Here is a 19,222-nt window from a genome sequence, read left to right on the forward strand (position 1 = left end):
TCTGCTAACTAAGCCACCATGAATTCGTATACAGAAGGTTAATTCAATGCGCCTTGATAAATTTATCACCCAAGCCACAGAGCTGACTCGCTCAAATGCCAAAAAAGCCCTGCACCGTGGTGATGTCACCGTTGATGGTGAAGTAGAAAAAGACTCCGGCTTTAAACTAAAAGCGGGGATGCAGGTATGCCTTGAAGGACAGGTGCTTAGCCTGATTGGCCAGCGCTACATCATGATGCATAAACCGGACGGCTTTATTAGCTCGACGGTTGATGAACAATTACCCAGTGCATTAAACCTCATTGATATTATTAAAAAAGATCAACTGCATATTGCTGGTCGCTTAGATGCCGATACCACCGGACTGCTGCTGTTAACCGATGATGGTAATTGGTCCCACCGAATCACCTCGCCAAATAAGGCGGTAGGTAAGCGCTACCGAGTACAGCTGGCTGACGCCATTACCAACGAAGCTATCAGTGAATTAGAACAGGGAGTAATGCTTCGAAGTGAAGACAAACCTACGCGGCCAGCAAAAATTACTGTTATTGAAGATAAGCTAGTACTGTTAGAGATAAAAGAAGGAAAATACCATCAAGTTAAGCGCATGTTCGCCGCAGTTGGTAACAAGGTCATTGGTTTACATCGAGAAGCGATCAGCAGCATCGAACTTGATGACAGCCTTGAACCAGGTCAATGGCGCTTCTTAAACGAAGATGAAATCAACGCATTTTAATTGACAATTGCAGCCAAATATTTAAAGAATAGTTAAAATTGTTAAATATTTGGTTGTATGAAAATTAAAACAATAATTAGCCTAATACTTTTAGCCTCTCTTGGCGCATGCTCAACAACAGCACAAAAACCATCAAAAAAACTAATAGAGCTGCCCTTTATACCTGTTCAAAACTTCCATACCCAAGTACTGGACAATGGCGCTAAGTTGTTTTTCCTGTCCATTGAAAACCCTGTTAGCGCCTCCATAAAAACAACCGGCAAGAGTATTGTGATTGATAAGCGCCGTACGGTTCACCAAATCAAACAACAACTAGGCTATGTCGACCCTGAGTATCTACAATCGGCACTTATGCAAAGACTTCATATGCGTTTAGATAGAATCGATTATTGCCAAGCTGGCTATCTAATTTTAAACAAAATCACCAGTAGCAGTTATGCTGAAATCAGGGGTGAGTGCCATGATGGAGCTTCTATTGAGCAAATTTCAGAGTTAAGAAACCACTACACCCATAAAAAGTGATAAATTTAGACTAACATCTAAGCTTATGCTGTCGTTGAGCCATCAATAATGGCTTATCAAGGGATGGATACTATGCAACTTGCTCAATTAAATATCGCCAAAGCTAAATACCCGTTAGATTCGCCTGAAATTAAAGAATTTATAGCCAATCTAGATAGGGTGAACGGCATCGCAGAACAAAGTAAAGGGTTTATCTGGCGACTTAAGGATGAAAGTCCAGACACGACTGATATTCAGCTTTTTGATGACCCTAGGATCATCGTCAATATGTCTGTATGGCAATCCATCGAGTCACTAAAAGGGTTTATGTTTAAGACTCTACATCGAGACTTTATGCGTCGAAAATCCGAATGGTTTGAGCGTATCGATAATAATCTGGTACTTTGGTGGGTTGAGGATGGCCACACTCCAACTCAGGTTGAAGCCCTCGAACGCTTAAGGTATCTAAGTCGCCATGGAGCTAGTCGATATGCCTTCACTTTTAAACAAAGCTTTGAAGCAGTGGCGGCCAAGTAATATTAATGGACTATCCTTGGCTAATACTTTCCATTTTTGATATAAAAAAGCCCAGAATAAATCTGGGCTTGTAAGTCTATGCTGCGTTCTTATCTTGAGACTGATTACCATAAATGGCATCTAATTCCTCGTCTTTAACCTTCCAGGTATCATTTAACCAACCATGGAAGCGACGCTTAAAAGCTTTATCGTTAAAATAATCACCTTTAAGATTGTCGTCCATTGGGTGGACTTTAATACGCACCACAATTTTAGTCAGCTGTCCCTGCAATAAATCTTTGAAGGGTTGAGTGCGGTTTTCTGGGTAAGCAAGAGTTACATCAACCACACCATTAAGCAGATGATTCATCGCATTTAAGGTAAAAGCCACACCACCGGTTTTAGGCTTTAATAGATTATTATATGGCGTTTTTGCTGATGCTAACTTTTGCTTGGTGGCGCGAGTGCCTTCGACAAAGCTGATCATGGTAGTAGGCACATGCTTAAACTTATCACAGGCTTTTTTGATGGCATCAAAGTCGTCATTACGACGCTCAGGGTTTTTTAGCAAAAAGTCAGCACTATGGCGATACATAAATGGCATGTCTAACCCCCAACATGCCTGCCCAACAAACGGTACATACATTAAACTGCGCTTTAATAAGAACTTCCCCATCGGGATTTTATCTTTCATCACACAGGTTAATACCACAATATCAGACCAGCTTAAGTGATTAGAGAGCAACATGTACCATTGCTCACGAGATAAGCCTTCACCACCTTCGATATCCCATTCAATATTGTTATTGGCATTCAAAAGCCACAAGTTAAATGTCGCCCATAAGCGCATATGCCCATTAGCAGCAGTGGAGCCCCAATACTGAACGATTTTAAAAGGAAGTAATAATCGGATCACCGCCAAGATAGAAGCGGTTACCGCGATTAATGCGGTATTGATGGTTACTAGTAATACTACTAGCACCATTCTTATATTTTTAAGCATAAATTGGTACTGCTAAGCATAAATAATGCGCACATCATACCGAGTTTAGTAGATAACGCACTCGAAAAATCACTGATTAGACCTTTTTGACTTCATCAAACATGATTAAAGGCAACTAATGGGCTAACTATTGTCAATGTAAAGATACAAAAAAACCGAAGCACGATGGCTTCGGTTTTCATAAGCGACGGGATTACCCCTTAGCTTGACGACTCGCGCGCTTACGCTCGCTTTCAGTAAGAAGCTTCTTACGAATACGGATACTTTCTGGAGTCACTTCTACTAGCTCGTCGTCATCGATGAACTCAAGCGCTTGCTCAAGAGTCATCACAACTGGTGGCGTCAGAACCTGTGCGTCATCAGTACCTGATGCACGAACGTTAGTTAGCTGCTTACCTTTAAGGGCGTTAACGGTTAGGTCGTTATCACGGCTGTGAATACCGATAACCATGCCTTCGTATACTTCAACACCGTGACCAATCATCATGCGGCCACGCTCTTGTAGGTTAAATAGAGCGTTAGTTAGGGCTTTACCCGTTGCGTTAGCAATTAGTACACCGTTAATACGCTGACCGATTTCTCCACCTTTGTGAGGGCCATACTGCAAGAATGTATGATAAATCAGACCTGAACCAGAAGTCAGCGTCATGAACTCAGTTTGGAAACCAATCAGACCACGAGAAGGCATGATGAAGTCCATACGGATACGGCCTTTACCGTCAGGCGCCATGTCGGTTAGCTCTGCTTTACGCAGACCCATTTTCTCCATGATCGCACCTTGGTGCTCTTCTTCAACGTCGACAGTAACCGTTTCATAAGGTTCTTGGAGTTCACCGTCTACTTCGCGCATAATTACTTCTGGACGCGATACCGCTAGCTCGTAACCTTCACGACGCATGTTCTCAATCAGAATACCTAAGTGAAGCTCACCACGGCCTGATACTTTAAACTTATCTGCATCTTCTAGTTGCTCAACACGTAGTGCTACGTTGTGTACTAGTTCGTTTTCTAGACGCTCTAGGATGTTACGTGAAGTTACGTATTTACCTTCTTGGCCAGCAAACGGAGAGGTGTTTACCTGGAAGGTCATGGTTACTGTTGGCTCATCTACGCTTAGTGCTGGTAGCGGCTCAACTTCTGACGGGCAACATACGGTGTCAGAAATCTTCAAATCGCCAAGACCAGTAATTGCAACGATGTCACCTGCTTGTGCAGTGTCTACTTCGTAACGCTCTAGACCTAGATAACCTAAGATGCTACCAACTTTACCATTGCGAGTATGGCCATCCGCACAGTGTACAACCACTTGCTCATTTACTTTTACTTTACCACGACTGATACGACCAACACCGATTACACCCTTGTAAGAGTTGTAGTCCAGCTGCGAGATTTGCATTTGGAAAGGTTCTTCAGTGCTACCTGCAGGGCAAGGTACTTCATCAACGATAGTTTGGAATAGAGCTTCCATATTGTCAGTTTGGACGCCTTCTTCATCAGAAGCCCAACCATTAATTGCTGAAGCGTAAACCACTTTAAAGTCTAGCTGCTCATCAGTTGCACCTAGGTTGTCGAACAAGTCGAATACTTGATCCATAACCCAATCAGGACGTGCGCCTGGCTTGTCAATTTTGTTGATAACAACGATTGGCTTCAGACCTTGAGCAAATGCTTTTTGAGTTACAAAGCGAGTTTGCGGCATTGGGCCTTCTTGGGCGTCAACAATCAGTAGTACCGAGTCAACCATAGACATCACACGCTCTACTTCACCACCGAAATCGGCGTGTCCTGGGGTATCTACGATATTAATACGGTAGTCGTTCCAGTTAATCGCTGTGTTTTTGGCAAGAATGGTAATACCACGCTCTTTTTCGATGTCGTTGGAATCCATCGCGCGTTCATCTAAATTTGCACGCTCATCTAAAGTTTGTGACTGCGATAATAGCTTATCAACTAGGGTAGTTTTGCCATGGTCAACGTGCGCGATAATGGCGATGTTACGTAATTTTTCCAACACAATGATTGCCTCAAATAGGTCTATGCTCAGGAGCAGAATTTAAGCCTTAAGCGAGCGCTTAAACGGCTTTAATAGCTTGCTAATTTTGTTAGCAAATTTAAAAAACGCGACATTCTACTCTAGATAGCGGTTTTGCACAAAGTATAGATTGTCCAAGCGGGCATTTTCACAAAATTTCATAAATTAATTATTCAATCTTACCTGTGGACGATTGCACAACCAACAACAAAGCACCAACATGGTGCAACAGCAGATCAATCATGGTGCAACCACGATTCAGAAGCCCCTTAACAAAAGCTCAAAAACCATACTAAACAATAACTTGCAAAGTAGGCACGGTTCTAGCATTATGCTTGCCAGTAAAAGATAAAAGACCTTATTACAATTATAAATCGCTACTGGAACCCGGAGAATAATATGTCAGTTGAGAATGTATTTAACCTTATTGAAGAACATGGAGTTAAATTCGTAGATTTGCGCTTCACCGATACCAAAGGTAAAGAGCAACATGTATCTGTTCCAAGCCACCAAATTGATGCTGACTTCTTTGAAGATGGCAAAATGTTTGATGGTTCTTCAATTGCTGGTTGGAAAGGCATTAACGAGTCAGACATGGTGCTTATGCCTGACGCTGCTACCGCTAAGCTAGACCCATTTACTGAAGAGCCTACGCTAAACATCGTTTGTGACATTCTAGAGCCTGCTACAATGCAAGGTTACGACCGTGACCCTCGCTCGGTTGCTAAGCGTGCAGAAGAATACATGCGCTCTACTGGTATTGCTGACACCGTATTCTTTGGCCCTGAACCAGAGTTCTTCCTATTTGACGATGTTAAATACAAAACTGATATGTCAGGTTCTATGTACAAAATTGATGCTGATGAAGCGCATTGGAACTCAGACAAGTCATTTGAAGATGGCAACACTGGCCACCGCCCAGGTGTTAAAGGTGGTTACTTCCCAGTAGCTCCAGTTGATTCATCACAAGATCTACGTTCTGCAATGTGTCTAGTTCTTGAAGAAATGGGTCAAGTGGTAGAAGCGCACCACCACGAAGTAGCTACTGCTGGTCAGAACGAAATTGCCACTCGCTTCAACACTCTAGTAAATAAGGCTGATGAGACTCAAGTACTTAAGTACGTTATTCATAACGTAGCTCACGCTTACGGCAAAACCGCTACTTTCATGCCTAAGCCAGTCGTTGGTGACAACGGTTCTGGTATGCACTGTCACCAATCTCTAGCAAAAGATGGCGAGAACATCTTCGCTGGTGACCAATACGGTGGCCTATCTGAAACAGCACTTTACTACATTGGCGGTATCATTAAGCACGCTCGCGCAATCAACGCTTTTGCTAACGCTTCAACTAACTCTTACAAGCGTCTTGTACCAGGTTTTGAAGCACCAGTAATGCTAGCTTACTCAGCACGTAACCGTTCTGCTTCTATCCGTATTCCTGTAGTGCCTTCTGCTAAAGCGCGTCGTATTGAAGTACGTTTCCCAGATCCAACAGCAAACCCATACCTAGCGTTCTCTGCAATGCTAATGGCTGGCCTTGACGGTATCCAAAACAAGATTCACCCAGGTGAAGCAATGGATAAAGACTTATACGACCTACCAGCAGAAGAAGCAGCTGAAATCCCAACAGTAGCTTCTTCTCTAGAAATGGCTCTAGAAGCGCTTGATGCGGACCGTGACTTCCTAACGGCTGGCGGCGTATTTACTAATGACTTCATCGATTCATACATCGCACTTAAGTCTAACGACGTACAACGCGTTAACATGACAACTCACCCAGTTGAGTTCGAACTTTACTACAGCGTTTAATCGTTAATTAAACGTTTATTAGCCCGCCAATTGGCGGGCTTTTTTGTATGAACTAAACTTACCATTGCAACTTTTTAGATTGGTATGGTGCACTATGCTAAGAATATTAATATTACTAGTAACTTTAGGGTTCCTTACTCAGCTTGATGCAAATCAAATCTATTTCTGGCGAGATACCAATGGTGTTGCACATTACTCAGATACCAAACCCGTTGGTATTGAAGCCCAGCAAATAGAATTGAGCAAATTAAATACCAATGAATTTAAAATTAACCCCATCAATACTCCCTCTGAACCCACTGTCGCTAATAACAAACAGCTACAAATTAACATCAGCACGCCCACCGACCAACAAACCATTAGGAATAATAACGGTAACTTCTTGATTGTTGCTGAGCTTTATCAACCCTTGGAGTTTAATCAAAAAATTCAATTGGTCATCGATGGCTCAAACTATGGTAAAGCACTTGCCAGCAGCTCTTTTAACGTTACCAACCTAGATCGCGGTAGCCACACGATAAAACTTCAGCTAATTGACAAAAACGGCAAAGTTATTGCATCTAGTAAACAAATTACCGTTTATTTGCACAGAGCGCACTTATAAAGCCCTTATCTGCACTGAATTAGACATTATTTGCAAAGACAAGCAAAACGATGCACCATAATGGTGCGATTTAATAGTTTTAGGGAATACAATGCAGCCTTTATCGATACTGGATAACATCGTCACCGCCGTTATGGTCATCAACAGCGACCTAAAGCCTGACTATGTAAATAGTGCGGCAGAACAGTTGTTCCGACTTGGCAAACATCGGCTCATTGAACACAATTTGGAAAGCAGCTGTCAGGAATTAGGTTTCGCAGTCACTCATTTAAAACAAGCAATTATCGAACAGCATAGTATTACCATTAATGCCGCTCCTTTAATCACATTAGAAGGAGAGCATACCTTAGTTGATATTACCATCATTCCCTATGCCACTGAGCCTGCCACAGCGATTGTCGAGTTCAAGCAAGTTGGCCAGCAGTTAAAGATTCATCAGCAATTACAAAGTGACTCTCAGCAGCAAGCGGCACGCCTGCTGGTGCGCTCATTAGCGCATGAAATAAAAAACCCCCTCGGCGGCTTAAGAGGAGCGGCGCAATTGCTTGAGCGGGAACTAGGCGATGATGATCTTAAAGAATTTACCCAAATGATCATTGAGCAAGCTGACCGTTTGCGCAACCTTGTTGATACACTTCTAGGGCCACAAAAACCTACCGCACATAACTTAGTGAATATTCACCAAGTATTAGACAAAGTTGAACAATTGGTTCGATTAACACTTAACCAACAGCAACGAATCAGCGTCGATTACGACCCTTCTATTCCTGCTTTAATGATGGATAGCGATCAAATCCAACAAGCATTACTTAATGTTGTACAAAATGCAGTAGAAGCAAGTAATGACGAGGCCATTCATATCAGGTTACAAACCCGAGCCCACTCACAGGTTACTATAGGCAATATTCGCCATAAAACAGTAGTCGCCATCAAAATCTCTAATGACGGGCCACCAATCCCCGCCGAGATGCTTGATACTTTATTTTACCCAATGGTGACCAACAAAGCCCAAGGATCAGGTATGGGGCTTTCAATCACTCACAATATCATTCGCTTACACCAAGGAAAAATTGAATGCCAATCTTTTCCTGGTGAAACAAGTTTTACCATTTTACTACCGTTAGTCAGTCATAAATAAGGAAAGGTTATGAGTGAGCAGGTTTGGATTTTAGATGATGACAGCTCAATAAGGTGGGTGCTTGAACGCGCATTAAAAGGCGCCAAGATAAGCTCTGCTAGTTTTGCTTCAGCAGACTCTTTGCTAGAAGCAATTGAACATGAACAACCTCAGGCAATTGTTTCAGACATACGCATGCCTGGTACTGATGGCATTGCCCTATTAAAACAACTGAATCAAGACTACCCTAATATTCCGGTCATCATAATGACGGCCCACTCTGACTTGGACAGTGCAGTAAATGCTTATCAATCTGGGGCTTTTGAATATTTGCCTAAGCCCTTTGATATTGATGAAGCGATTGAACTTATCAATCGCGCTTTAAAACACTACCAAGAACAGCAGCAAATCCGTCAACCTGAAGTGATGCCGTCACCAAGTTCAGAAATTATTGGTGAAGCACCCTCTATGCAGGAAGTGTTTAGAGCGATTGGGCGACTTTCTAAAAGCTCGATTAGTGTTTTAATTAATGGTCAATCTGGTACAGGTAAAGAGTTAATCGCAGCAGCACTCCACAAACACAGCCCCCGCGCGAATAAAAATTTCGTGGCATTAAATATGGCGGCCATTCCCCATGATTTGATCGAGTCAGAGCTATTTGGCCATGAAAAAGGCGCTTTTACCGGCGCCAACAATCAACGTCAGGGCAGGTTCGAGCAAGCGGATGGCGGCACCCTATTCCTAGATGAAATTGGCGATATGCCATTGGCGATACAAACTCGACTTTTAAGGGTCCTGGCCGATGGCCAATTTTACCGTGTTGGTGGGCGCTCACCGGTAAAAGTCGATGTTAGGATAATTGCAGCAACTCACCAAGATTTAGAGACTCGCGTTGCTGAAGGCAAGTTCAGGGAAGATTTATTTCATCGCTTAAATGTTATCCGTATCCATGTGCCTGCACTATGCGAGAGACGTGAAGACATTGTTCGTCTCGCAGAGCATTTCCTACAAAGGGCTGCTGTAGAGTTAAGTGTTGAGCCTAAAACATTAACTCAAGCCACTGCCAATACGCTTAGTAAGCTGCCTTGGCCTGGTAACGTTAGACAGCTCGAAAATACTTGTCGTTGGTTAACGGTAATGGCCTCTGGACAAGAAGTTGAGCCGAATGACCTGCCACCAGAGTTATTGTCAGATAAAAATCCAACCAGCGACTTGAATAAGTCGAATGATTGGTTAGACAACCTCAAAGTTTGGGCAACAGAACAATTTAATGAAGGGCAAGAGCAAGTTCTTGCTGAAGCCTTACCTGCTTTTGAAAAAATAATGATTGAAACGGCCTTAAGTGCAAGTAATGGCCACAAGCAAGAAGCCGCTAAAAAACTGGGGTGGGGCAGAAATACCCTGACAAGAAAACTCAAAGAGCTCTCTATATTAACTTAACTGTGTGCGCTCAAGGCCAGCGGCCTCTTTACTCACATACAGACAGCCATGTTGTGAAAGCACCTTCACTATCACACCTGGCAATTAGTCTTAGTTATTTACCATGTAAAGATGTTGTAAATTTTATAGTTTCGCTCGGTAAACTCTGATTACTATTGTAGTGACACAAGGCTTCCACTAGGTTAATTTAGTTCTTACGATGGACCTTTATCAAGCTAGACCAAACTTTGTATTAATAGCGATTGGGATCTAAACGTTCTCATAGTGCCAGGTAACTGTTAATGATGAACAATATTTTAATTATTGAAGATGATAAAGAATTAAGTAATTTGCTTTCGGAACTACTGCAAATTGAAGGCTTTCAATGCCAGCAGGCTTTTGATGGTGAGTCAGGGTTAACAACCGCCCGTACTCAAAAGTTCGATATCATTTTGCTCGACATCATGCTGCCAAAGCTCAATGGCCTTGAACTTCTTAAACATCTGCGCATCAACAATAATACTCCGGTATTAATGCTCACAGCAAAAGGCGGCGATATAGACAAAGTCGTCGGTCTGGAAGTTGGCGCAGATGATTATTTAGCAAAACCATTTAATGATAGAGAGCTCATTGCTCGGATTAAGGCCTTGCTCAGACGCACGTCGGTTGCAATTGATCATCCAACCCAATTCAGCCCAGTATTGGAACATGATGATATCTCGCTAGATAACGCCCGCCAAGAAGTCATCTGTCAAAAAAATTCCATAGAACTTACTGCGACTGAATTCTCCCTACTCAATGAGCTGATCCGTGATAAAGGAACCGTCCTCACTAAAGAGCATTTAAGTTTACAGGTGCTTGGTAAAAAACTAATGCCATTTGATCGCTCTATCGACATGCATTTATCTAATTTAAGGAAAAAGCTCCCTGAAAGAACAGACTCAAGACCACGGATTAAAACAGTCAGGGGTAAAGGGTACTTATGGATTAATCAATGAGATTAAAAAATACCATTTTTGTTAAGCTGCTACTGTCTTTCTGGGGCGTCAGCAGCTTAATTGTTTTAACACTCATCGCTGTAATTACTGCTACTCAGGCTGATTTTCTAGAAGATGCTGATAAAGACTTAAACAAGCGACTTAATACTCAAGCCAAAAAAATCATAGGGGCAGCTGACGCCTCTCCCTCTGAATTAGATAGCGTTTTGATTGACCTTGCTAGAGCAGAGAATTTTCGCTACTTTTTAATCGACAGCGAGGGGCACTTATTCTCTAAAAATATTGTTCGGGTACCTAAAAACATTCTTCGCTTTCAAAATTATTACTATCTAGAGCAGCTTAATGGGGTAAAAAGATATCTTGCCAATAAAGATATTATTTTTGGCCCTTTACCTATCACCATTGATAGTCAGACTTATGAAGTTTGGGGCAGCTTTAAAAATCCTGATGGACAGCAATCCCTTCCCCAATGGCATCAAAATGAAGAAGTCATACTAGTTTCAGCGATTATTTTTTCAGGATTGATTTATGCTTTCATGTCTTGGCATATTGGCTCTGGATTAAGACAATTAAGAATTAGCTCTATGGCTTTAGCCAAGGGAGATATGAGCGCCAGACCTGAAGCTAAGCTGCTTAAAAGAAGTGACGAGATTGGTCAGTTGGCTTCCAGCTTTAACACTATGGCTGACAGCATTACGAGAATGATCACTAACCAAAAGCGCTTGATTGGTGATGTCTCGCATGAATTGCGCACGCCCTTAACTCGGCTGCAGCTGGCAATCGCTATTGCAAATAAAAAAGGTCAGAATAGCAGCGAGCTGAACCGCATCCAAAAAGAAGCAGAAGCGCTAGAGGATATGATTCAAGAGTTATTGCAATTATCTAAAGCTGAACTCTTCAGTGAACAAGCAAAACAAAATTTCACTATAGCAGACGTATTAGAGCCATTAATCGACGATGCCATATTTGAAGCAGAGCAACTGGGCAAGCATATTGAGTATGATTATTTACCCTTTGAGCTTATGGGTTATCCAGGATTGCTTAGCCATAGCATTGAGAATATTATCCGTAATGCCTTAAAATACGCCAACTCTTGTATAAAAATCACTACAGAAATAGAAAGCGATTTTTACCAAATACGCATCTCGGACGATGGCCCAGGTGTAGATGCCAATCAGTTGCACATGATCTTTAAACCCTTTTATCGTCCAGAGGAAGACAGAGATAGAAATACCGGTGGTATCGGTCTGGGTTTAGCAATCAGTAAAAGTGCAATTGATGCCCATAAGGGACTAATCACTGCCTTAAATAACTACCCTAGTGGGCTCTGTATCATTATAAGACTACCAGTGAACTAGCATTTTCAATCTTGCTGTATATACTAACGCCCAAATTTAATCAGGATTAACTCCCATGTTTCACATTGCCCTATATGAACCTGAAATAGCTCCCAATACTGGCAATATTATGCGCTTAGTTGCTAATAATGGCTGCCAATTACACCTCATCGAACCACTTGGTTTTGATTTAGATGAAAAGAAGCTTAGAAGGGCAGGCTTAGATTATTCAGATACCCAAAACCTGCATAGACATAAGGATTTTTCCAGCTTTTTAGAAGCGATGCAGGGGAAACGTATCCATGCTTGCACCACAAAAGGCTCTCGTCCCCATGACCAGATTGAGTTTCAGCCGGATGATGTGTTGTTGTTTGGTCCAGAGACTAGAGGATTACCGGAAGCGTTTATTTTTTCATTGCCGCCAGAGCAGCGGGTGCGTATTCCGATGATGGCCAATTCTCGCAGCCTAAATTTATCCAATTCTGTAGCCATTATTAGTTATGAAGCCTGGCGTCAACATGGCTTTGCAGGCTCATTAGACGCCACAAATTAATGCCTCAATATTTTTTTTGACGAGAAAGGTAAAGCCCTGAAAATGCTAAGAAGATTAGTCCAAGGGCAGACAAATCCACCAGCCACACCCCTAGCGGTCCAAAAAAACGGCCGCTATGAATATCTTGTAATAGGCGTTCGTGGGTAATAAATCGCGACCGATAGCGATCAACATAAGGCGCGATCGCTTCTCCTTTAAGCTCAATTACGTTACCTGGTTGCAGCTTATCCTGTGCAGCTTCTATAAAGCCATCAACCAGCTGCCAATGACCATATTCATCATCAAAACTAAGTTGATTATCATTAACCGAAGCTCTAATAATGGGGGCTTCTAAACTAAAACCTACCTCTAAAGAATCAAATAATTGGCCCCGGGCGTCATAGTATTCAATGCTATTAGCTGTCACCACTATGATGCTGTCTTGCCCTAAGCTATGGGCGAGCAATACTTGCTGTGGATAATGACCAATAAACACATCCTTTAACCATACTTGATTATCCATAACCACCAATTCTAATTGGCTGGCATCAAATTTTTGCACATGAGTCGGTGGTTTCACTTGGTAATGATCTAATATCCAGCCACTACTGACATAACTTTGTCCTAAATTAAGGCTGCCAGTATGGTTTAATCCAATCCCCGTCAATGATACTAAGCTAATGATTACCGCGATAATAATACCTAAGCGCTTATGCCATTGACGATATTGACTGCGACGCTTTTTGGCTGCATTTTTCCGCTTCCGGTACTCATATTTGTCATACTTTTCTGATTTATCGAGATTTGTTGTCATTTTGTACCTGAGCATCTAACCAAAGTGCTACACGGGCAATTTTACTCATAGCCCGCACCGAATACGTCGCTCCGGTGATGCCATCAACATGCTGATCTAACTGCGCATCTTCAGTAAGTTTTAATCCCAAAAACTGTTGCGTGTAAAAAGGATGTCGAATTTCATCACCTCTGCTTTCTCTAAAAGCAAGCACCTCAATATTTCTAATCTGGTTATTGACCACATGCACCCCAAAGCTAATGGGCTTCTCTTTGCCAATTTCATCTAATAACCAGATACTGGCTTGGGGGCCAATCCAGTAACGCACACGGGTCTTAAGGTAAGGGTGCGCCAATATTTCACTCATGCCATCCTTGAGTTCTTGATTAAGCCATAAAGTCCTAGATTGATAGTCTTGGCCATGCTCAGCCACATAAGCTTTAGGAGTCATATAAACCCCTTTTGCCATGGCTTGCCAACTCAAAACAATGAAAAAGATAAAACAGTACTTATTCAAATGATTACGCTCTTTAAACCAAAAAAGGAGGTAAGCATAACTTACCTCCATGTTCGCTAAACTATAGCTTAAAATTGATAACCCACACCTAAATTAAAGCCCTTATTATCAATGACATTGCCGCCAATATCATGACCGCTATCTACTTGATAATCTGCTTTAAATACCACATCTTCATGCAGCCAGTAATTAATACCAAAGTGACTTTGTTTAGTCGCACTGTTAAATTCATTATTAACGGCATTATCCCATTCTGCATAACGTGCAAATACACCTACCGTTGATGTAATTTTATAGCTTGGCTCAACAAAGTAACCATACTGCTGATCTTTGCCCAGTGCTTTAACTTCATTACCGGCAATATCCCAACGAGCATATAAAGCTTTAACTGTGAAGTTATTGATAGTATATACACCATGAACTTCTGTTAGCCATGCAGAAGCCACATCGGCTCCTTTACCTTGACGAATATCTTCCTGGTGTTGAATCGTGGCAGATAATTTTAAGCCATTAATGGCGGTGTATTGTGCTCGAGTGGTATAAGCAAGATCATTAGCGGTCGCCTTAGCAACCTTTTGGCGTCCACCACGAATATCAAAGTTTTCATCTACATATAAACCTGAAGTGGCGGCACCATCTAAACTAAGGCCCGGTGCCAGTTTGAAGTTAGCCGCAGCACCCGCTTCCCACCAAGTAGTAGGAATAATGTATTTTTCTACATTGTTACGCTCTACACCATAAAATGTTGGTGGCTCATGGGTTTCATTTAACATACCGACTGGAATTAAGAATAAGCCTGCTTTTGCCGTCAAACTGTCATTAACATCATGCTCAACATAAGCTTGTTCTAACTCCACTTCACCAGGTGCACCATCACCAGCTAGAGAATGTTCAATTTCGATCTCAGAGAAAAAGCGAGTTTTTTCATTAAATTCATGGCCAACAAAAAGAACAAAGCGATGGAAATCTATTTTAGCGTCTTTACCTTGGATGTTGTTGTAGTGCAACTCTCCGTAGCCACCAATGCTAACCCCTTTAGTTTTACCTTCATTACTTGAATCAACCACTGCTGCAGTTGCATCTAAGCCCTGCTCAGTTTGCTCAAGTCGACGCTCTAACTCAGCTAGTTGCTGTTTTTGTTTCTCTAATTGAGTTTTTAAGTCTTGCTCATTTGCCATGATATTGGCTGATGCAAAAGTAGAAAGTACCGCTAAAGCTGTAATAGATTTTTTCATTGGGGTTCATCCACTAAACATTGAATTATTTAACGGTGAGGATATTATTCGATCAAAAACCTAAATGCAAATCATTCTCAATAATATTTATAAAAAAAATATAACCCTTATGATCGATGGTCTTATCTCGCCATAAGTTGAATTTGCTGTTGCATAAAGGCTTCAAAGCCAGATAACCAAGGGCGAGCATCAAAGCTTTCTATCGCCTCTAGGGCGAAGCAGGCCGCCTCCAAGGTAGATAAACTGTCTGCTCTAGGGGCTTTGCGGATATGATAACGCCCCTTGGGCGCATTAAAACTGACTTTTGGGAGGGCTTGCAGCCAAGGGTTAAGTTGCAAGATTTTATAGGTTTTTTTCCAAGTGCCATCTAATAAAATAAGGGCATCGAGTTGTGGCTTATCTGCCCCATCAAGAGAGACTGCTTGTTCATCTGGGTACAGCAACCCAACTTGTATGCCTTGTAACTGTTGCTGCAACTCACTAAAGTCAGCTTGGCTTTCACCTACCCAGACTTCAATATTCTGACTCATCATTTGCAGCAACTTTACCGTTCCCTTAGCGGCTTTTAGCTCGCTGGGGTGTTGCATGATAATCAGCTTAGTTTGATGTTTTAACGGCGTGATAAAAGGGCAAAAGCAACGCACCTGGGGTTGATTACAGTTATCACATTTTGCCCTAGCCATTAATGCTCCTCGGTGGTGTCTTTATGCCATACATTCAGTTTTTTTGAAGCCATTAGTCCTAAAAACACCAGACTAGGTGCAATACAAGCAAAAGCAACGGCCTGCTCTGGTGCGAGGGAAGTTTGCTGGATAACTGCCACCATCACGGCAGCCAATGACATCTGAATACAACCCAGCATCGCTGAGGCGGTACCTGCACGTTCGGCAAAAGGCGCCAATGCCATCGCTGTTGCAGGGCCCAGTAATAATGCAAAGCCACAACATAGCAGCAGCATAGGCAACATAAAGGCAAGTCCTGATGCGGGCCATAGCTTTACACTGATTAACTGTAAGATACCTGCCCCCATAAACAGCAACATTGACCAACGCACCGAATCGACATTACCAATACGCTTAACGATAATCGGTGCAATAAAGCAGGCGGCAATATTAATAATAGCGTTAAAGCCAAACAGCGCGGTAAAGGTCAGCTCAGAGATACCCAGCTCGCCAATTAAATACATAGGCGCATAACTGACGTAGCATAAAATGGCTGCCATTGCTGCCATGCAGCTTAGCGCATAAAACAGGAAATTACTGTTACTAAGCACTGGCTGGTAGCGCGCCCAAGCATACAGCTTTTGGCTTTTTGCCTTTTCATCGGGCGCCTTAGTTTCAGCAAATTTACCGAAAATAACACTAAAAATAACCACCGCAAACAGAGCCATAAACACGAAACTTGCACGCCAACCCCACTGTATAGCCAACAAGCCCCCTAAGGTTGGTGCAAGCGCTGGTACCACACAGATGGCACCATTTAGGTAGCTATAATAAGTACCACCTTCTTTGGCTGAAACACTGTCTCGTACTGCACTGAAGGCCACAATCGAAGTGGCGCAAGCTGCAAAGCCCTGTAAAACACGACCAATCAGAAGTTGTTCATAGGTCTGTGAAAAAGCATCAATCAGCGCAGCAACTGCGTACAAGCTAATGCCTGCTAGCGCCACTGGGCGACGACCAAACTTATCCGCTAATGGACCAATGAGGATCTGCCCCAAGCCCATAGCAAATAAGAAGATCACAATTGTCAGCTGAATTGCAGCATCTGAAGCAGCAAAATCGGCAGCCATGGCAGGCATTGAAGGTAAATAAATATCAATTGCCAAAGGGCTAAATAGCACTAACAGCATTAATAGTGGCAGTAACCGAGTTTGCATGTAATTTTCCACATTGCATAAAAAGGGGGGGGATAATAACGGATTTATATGTTTAGATAAATAATAATCAATAATGTGTGACTTTACCCAATGGATTAAAGCCAGTATAACTAGTATATCTAATTGTAAGGGTGGACTTATGGTCAGCAAATTTTTAAAACAGCTACGTAGTGGCCATTTCAAATTTCAAAAGCGTTCAACGGGCTCTTTAGTTGGATTTGCTACACTAGCCATTCTTGTGATGTTATTTATCATTATGTTACCAATTTTCATCGGCATATTTCTGCTTTCGATAGTGATTATGCTACTCATTGGACGCAACCCTATCAAACAAAACCAGCAATTATGGAAGCAATGGCAATCCCAGCGAGACTTCCCCGGCGCCGCCAGACGCCGCCATAAACAGCAGGACCGCTATTCTGGACGCACTTTCGACCACGACCCTAACGAATAACCATTAACAAAAAGCCCCGCATTTACTATATGCAGGGCTTATTACACTTCCTAGCTTCCGAGGTTTAAGCCTCCTTAGGCTTTGGCGTCACCATATAGATGCGGTATAGCGCGATCGTCACAAACAGCGCAATAAAGCCAGATAGAGCATTCAGCAGAATCATCGCCACTGCTGGTAACTCACCTAAAGACTGAATAATGTCTGCCGAAAATACTGCAATTGGGAACAATAGCGACATCACCGCTAGGGTTGGCCATTGAACCGGTGCAGAAAACTTAAAACTGTAATTAATCGCTTTAAGTGGTGTAGCACCATCAATAATCATAAAGTTTACATAAAACAGCCTTACCCCAATCCAAATTGGCACAAATATTAATGGTAAAAATTGAGTCAACATCATAGGTAAAGCCGATAGCAATACAAACACCCCTGAGAATACTGTCGCTGCTAGTAGCGCTGGTACATAGGGTAATGCTGCAAACCACACTTGTAATGGCTGCACCTTACGCTCATTGCTGCGGGCCATAATAAACAAGGTCACACTGGCGTACATTAACATCGCTATCAGTAGTAACCCCATTACCCCAAGATAATGTTCGGTAGTGATCTGTAATTGCTCGGGATTACTAGCATCAAAACCTGCCATTTCATTACCTAACCATAACTGTACCGCGGATTGCGCCACCAATAATGGATAGGCAACACCCAATAAACCCCAAAATTCCGTTCTAAAAAAAGTCCAAGCTTCTTTTAATACATTTGCTAATGACATATTTGTCCTAAAAATTACCACGTTTGTATGGGCCTAGAATAACCAATTTCTAGGCATAAAAAAACCGACCCGTAGGTCGGTTCTCAATAATCTGTATGGATTACTCCATTGCGCTTTTCAATTTCTTCATCGCATTCTTTTCTAGCTGGCGAATACGCTCAGCAGAAACGTCAAATTTAGCCGCTAGCTCATGCAAAGTTTGCTTTTCATCGTCCAACCAACGTGCCTTCAAAATTTCTTGAGCACGACCATCCAGTGTAAGCATTGCTGAAGTGAGTTTAGCTTGGGCTTGATCTTCCCAATTTGCTTGCTCATAGCTGTAAGCATGATCTGAAGAGTGATCTTCTAAATATTGAGCCGGGGCAAAAGCGGTTTCATCATCACTTTCGAAAGTAGGATCAAAAGACGCGTCTTGAGCAGTCATTCTTGATTCCATTTCTAAAACTTCTTTGGATGATACCCCTAAGTTATCCGCAACCATTTCAACTTCATCTTGGTTAAACCAGCCTAGACGCTGCTTACTCTTACGCAGATTGAAGAATAACTTTCGCTGTGCCTTAGTCGTAGCCACTTTGACAATACGCCAGTTTTTAAGCACATACTCATGGATTTCAGCTTTGATCCAATGAACCGCAAATGATACCAAGCGGACCCCGATTTCTGGATCAAATCGCTTTACGGCCTTCATTAAACCGACATTTCCCTCTTGGATAAGATCCGCCTGAGGCAAACCATAACCAGAGTAACCTTTCGCGACGTGCACAACGAAGCGAAGATGAGACATAATAAGAGTTTTGGCTGATTCAATATTACCGGTTTCTCTAAGATCTTTAGCTAAGCGCTGTTCTTCCGCCGCTTCAAGCATTGGAAAACTGCTAACCGATTGAGTATATGCTTCAATACTACCTGCAGTTGGTACTATTAATGCCATATTTTGAGTCATCTGAGCTCCTAAAATTTCATATCAG

At 42.3% G+C, this 19,222-nt stretch carries 20 protein-coding genes; 11 read left to right on the forward strand and 9 right to left on the reverse strand.

Annotated features, from left to right (window positions below; genetic code table 11):
* Window positions 1-46: 46 nt before the first annotated feature.
* The 3 genes from GFB48_RS11010 (at window position 47) to GFB48_RS11020 (ending at window position 1,774) form a co-directional block, all read left to right on the forward strand.
* A complete protein-coding gene (locus GFB48_RS11010; protein WP_163935357.1) occupies window positions 47-736 on the forward strand; it encodes a pseudouridine synthase in 690 nt (229 codons plus the stop codon).
* A 57-nt stretch (window positions 737-793) separates the two neighbouring features.
* Entirely contained in the window at window positions 794-1,258 is a 465-nt protein-coding gene (locus tag GFB48_RS11015) for a hypothetical protein (protein WP_163935359.1), read from the forward strand.
* 72 nt (window positions 1,259-1,330) lie between these two features.
* Window positions 1,331-1,774, forward strand: coding sequence for a DUF3291 domain-containing protein (locus GFB48_RS11020; RefSeq protein WP_163935362.1), 444 nt, complete (start codon window positions 1,331-1,333; stop codon window positions 1,772-1,774).
* A gap of 76 nt (window positions 1,775-1,850) precedes the next feature.
* On the opposite strand, the gene GFB48_RS11025 is transcribed toward GFB48_RS11020, so the two are convergent.
* On the reverse strand, window positions 1,851-2,756 hold the full coding sequence (locus tag GFB48_RS11025; protein WP_163935365.1) for an acyltransferase: 906 nt from the start codon (window positions 2,754-2,756) through the stop codon (window positions 1,851-1,853).
* Between the two features lie 193 nt (window positions 2,757-2,949).
* A complete protein-coding gene (gene typA / locus GFB48_RS11030) occupies window positions 2,950-4,773 on the reverse strand; it encodes a translational GTPase TypA (protein ID WP_163935471.1) in 1,824 nt (607 codons plus the stop codon).
* A 414-nt stretch (window positions 4,774-5,187) separates the two neighbouring features.
* Here typA and glnA point away from each other — a divergent pair, with 414 nt between their 5' ends.
* The 7 genes from glnA to GFB48_RS11065 all read left to right on the forward strand — a co-directional run bounded on the left by glnA (window position 5,188) and on the right by GFB48_RS11065 (window position 12,625).
* On the forward strand, window positions 5,188-6,597 hold the full coding sequence (gene glnA, locus GFB48_RS11035) for a glutamate--ammonia ligase (RefSeq protein WP_163935368.1): 1,410 nt from the start codon (window positions 5,188-5,190) through the stop codon (window positions 6,595-6,597).
* Window positions 6,598-6,691: 94 nt separating this feature from the next.
* Entirely contained in the window at window positions 6,692-7,201 is a 510-nt protein-coding gene (locus GFB48_RS11040) for a DUF4124 domain-containing protein (RefSeq protein ID WP_163935371.1), read from the forward strand.
* Between the two features lie 91 nt (window positions 7,202-7,292).
* Window positions 7,293-8,339 (forward strand): nitrogen regulation protein NR(II), encoded by a 1,047-nt coding sequence (gene glnL, locus GFB48_RS11045; RefSeq protein ID WP_163935374.1) that lies wholly within the window; start codon window positions 7,293-7,295, stop codon window positions 8,337-8,339.
* A gap of 9 nt (window positions 8,340-8,348) precedes the next feature.
* On the forward strand, window positions 8,349-9,758 hold the full coding sequence (gene glnG / locus GFB48_RS11050; RefSeq protein WP_163935377.1) for a nitrogen regulation protein NR(I): 1,410 nt from the start codon (window positions 8,349-8,351) through the stop codon (window positions 9,756-9,758).
* A 284-nt stretch (window positions 9,759-10,042) separates the two neighbouring features.
* Complete coding sequence (locus GFB48_RS11055; protein ID WP_163935475.1) at window positions 10,043-10,735, forward strand: response regulator; 693 nt, start codon at window positions 10,043-10,045, stop codon at window positions 10,733-10,735.
* The gene (locus GFB48_RS11060) at window positions 10,732-12,093 is read left to right on the forward strand and encodes an ATP-binding protein (RefSeq protein ID WP_163935380.1); all 1,362 of its coding nucleotides are present in this window, start codon (window positions 10,732-10,734) and stop codon (window positions 12,091-12,093) included. Before GFB48_RS11055 ends, GFB48_RS11060 begins: the two co-directional genes overlap by 4 nt.
* Before the next feature lie 55 nt (window positions 12,094-12,148).
* A complete protein-coding gene (locus tag GFB48_RS11065) occupies window positions 12,149-12,625 on the forward strand; it encodes a tRNA (cytidine(34)-2'-O)-methyltransferase (RefSeq protein ID WP_163935383.1) in 477 nt (158 codons plus the stop codon).
* A 4-nt stretch (window positions 12,626-12,629) separates the two neighbouring features.
* Here the strand turns inward: GFB48_RS11065 and GFB48_RS11070 are convergent, their stop codons facing one another.
* From GFB48_RS11070 to GFB48_RS11090, 5 genes are all read right to left on the reverse strand, one after another.
* The gene (locus tag GFB48_RS11070; protein ID WP_163935385.1) at window positions 12,630-13,418 is read right to left on the reverse strand and encodes a PepSY-associated TM helix domain-containing protein; all 789 of its coding nucleotides are present in this window, start codon (window positions 13,416-13,418) and stop codon (window positions 12,630-12,632) included.
* Window positions 13,399-13,848 carry an FMN-binding protein gene (locus tag GFB48_RS11075; RefSeq protein ID WP_240464860.1) on the reverse strand — a complete coding sequence of 150 codons (450 nt, stop codon included), beginning with the start codon at window positions 13,846-13,848 and terminating at the stop codon, window positions 13,399-13,401. The genes GFB48_RS11070 and GFB48_RS11075 overlap by 20 nt, the downstream gene beginning before the upstream one ends.
* Window positions 13,849-13,982: 134 nt before the next feature.
* A complete protein-coding gene (locus tag GFB48_RS11080; protein WP_163935388.1) occupies window positions 13,983-15,149 on the reverse strand; it encodes a porin in 1,167 nt (388 codons plus the stop codon).
* 122 nt (window positions 15,150-15,271) lie between these two features.
* The gene (locus GFB48_RS11085; RefSeq protein ID WP_163935391.1) at window positions 15,272-15,832 is read right to left on the reverse strand and encodes a tRNA-uridine aminocarboxypropyltransferase; all 561 of its coding nucleotides are present in this window, start codon (window positions 15,830-15,832) and stop codon (window positions 15,272-15,274) included.
* Window positions 15,832-17,028: a multidrug effflux MFS transporter gene (locus tag GFB48_RS11090; RefSeq protein WP_163935393.1), complete on the reverse strand. Its 1,197-nt coding sequence runs from the start codon at window positions 17,026-17,028 to the stop codon at window positions 15,832-15,834. The genes GFB48_RS11085 and GFB48_RS11090 overlap by 1 nt, the downstream gene beginning before the upstream one ends.
* Window positions 17,029-17,167: 139 nt before the next feature.
* Here GFB48_RS11090 and GFB48_RS11095 point away from each other — a divergent pair, with 139 nt between their 5' ends.
* The gene (locus GFB48_RS11095; protein ID WP_163935396.1) at window positions 17,168-17,482 is read left to right on the forward strand and encodes a hypothetical protein; all 315 of its coding nucleotides are present in this window, start codon (window positions 17,168-17,170) and stop codon (window positions 17,480-17,482) included.
* Between the two features lie 64 nt (window positions 17,483-17,546).
* On the opposite strand, the gene GFB48_RS11100 is transcribed toward GFB48_RS11095, so the two are convergent.
* Together GFB48_RS11100 and rpoH are read right to left on the reverse strand one after the other, a co-directional pair.
* A complete protein-coding gene (locus tag GFB48_RS11100; protein ID WP_163935399.1) occupies window positions 17,547-18,254 on the reverse strand; it encodes a hypothetical protein in 708 nt (235 codons plus the stop codon).
* A gap of 100 nt (window positions 18,255-18,354) precedes the next feature.
* Window positions 18,355-19,197: an RNA polymerase sigma factor RpoH gene (gene rpoH, locus GFB48_RS11105; RefSeq protein WP_163935402.1), complete on the reverse strand. Its 843-nt coding sequence runs from the start codon at window positions 19,195-19,197 to the stop codon at window positions 18,355-18,357.
* Window positions 19,198-19,222 lie beyond the last annotated feature (25 nt).

Origin of the sequence: Paraferrimonas sp. SM1919 (assembly GCF_010993985.1) — a bacterium.
Lineage (GTDB): Bacteria > Pseudomonadota > Gammaproteobacteria > Enterobacterales > Shewanellaceae > SM1919.

Bases quoted from the DNA above. Each gene is read 5' to 3' on its own strand.
- GFB48_RS11065 (WP_163935383.1), top strand. From the start codon at position 12,149: ATGTTTCACATTGCCCTATATGAACCTGAAATAGCTCCCAATACTGGC.
- rpoH (WP_163935402.1), bottom strand. From the start codon at position 19,197: ATGACTCAAAATATGGCATTAATAGTACCAACTGCAGGTAGTATTGAA.
- GFB48_RS11085 (WP_163935391.1), bottom strand. From the start codon at position 15,832: ATGGCTAGGGCAAAATGTGATAACTGTAATCAACCCCAGGTGCGTTGC.
- GFB48_RS11010 (WP_163935357.1), top strand. From the start codon at position 47: ATGCGCCTTGATAAATTTATCACCCAAGCCACAGAGCTGACTCGCTCA.
- GFB48_RS11040 (WP_163935371.1), top strand. From the start codon at position 6,692: ATGCTAAGAATATTAATATTACTAGTAACTTTAGGGTTCCTTACTCAG.
- glnG (WP_163935377.1), top strand. From the start codon at position 8,349: ATGAGTGAGCAGGTTTGGATTTTAGATGATGACAGCTCAATAAGGTGG.
- GFB48_RS11100 (WP_163935399.1), bottom strand. From the start codon at position 18,254: ATGTCATTAGCAAATGTATTAAAAGAAGCTTGGACTTTTTTTAGAACG.
- GFB48_RS11025 (WP_163935365.1), bottom strand. From the start codon at position 2,756: ATGCTTAAAAATATAAGAATGGTGCTAGTAGTATTACTAGTAACCATC.
- glnL (WP_163935374.1), top strand. From the start codon at position 7,293: ATGCAGCCTTTATCGATACTGGATAACATCGTCACCGCCGTTATGGTC.
- GFB48_RS11015 (WP_163935359.1), top strand. From the start codon at position 794: ATGAAAATTAAAACAATAATTAGCCTAATACTTTTAGCCTCTCTTGGC.
- GFB48_RS11020 (WP_163935362.1), top strand. From the start codon at position 1,331: ATGCAACTTGCTCAATTAAATATCGCCAAAGCTAAATACCCGTTAGAT.
- GFB48_RS11060 (WP_163935380.1), top strand. From the start codon at position 10,732: ATGAGATTAAAAAATACCATTTTTGTTAAGCTGCTACTGTCTTTCTGG.
- GFB48_RS11080 (WP_163935388.1), bottom strand. From the start codon at position 15,149: ATGAAAAAATCTATTACAGCTTTAGCGGTACTTTCTACTTTTGCATCA.
- GFB48_RS11075 (WP_240464860.1), bottom strand. From the start codon at position 13,848: ATGACTCCTAAAGCTTATGTGGCTGAGCATGGCCAAGACTATCAATCT.
- GFB48_RS11090 (WP_163935393.1), bottom strand. From the start codon at position 17,028: ATGCAAACTCGGTTACTGCCACTATTAATGCTGTTAGTGCTATTTAGC.
- GFB48_RS11070 (WP_163935385.1), bottom strand. From the start codon at position 13,418: ATGACAACAAATCTCGATAAATCAGAAAAGTATGACAAATATGAGTAC.
- glnA (WP_163935368.1), top strand. From the start codon at position 5,188: ATGTCAGTTGAGAATGTATTTAACCTTATTGAAGAACATGGAGTTAAA.
- GFB48_RS11095 (WP_163935396.1), top strand. From the start codon at position 17,168: ATGGTCAGCAAATTTTTAAAACAGCTACGTAGTGGCCATTTCAAATTT.
- GFB48_RS11055 (WP_163935475.1), top strand. From the start codon at position 10,043: ATGAACAATATTTTAATTATTGAAGATGATAAAGAATTAAGTAATTTG.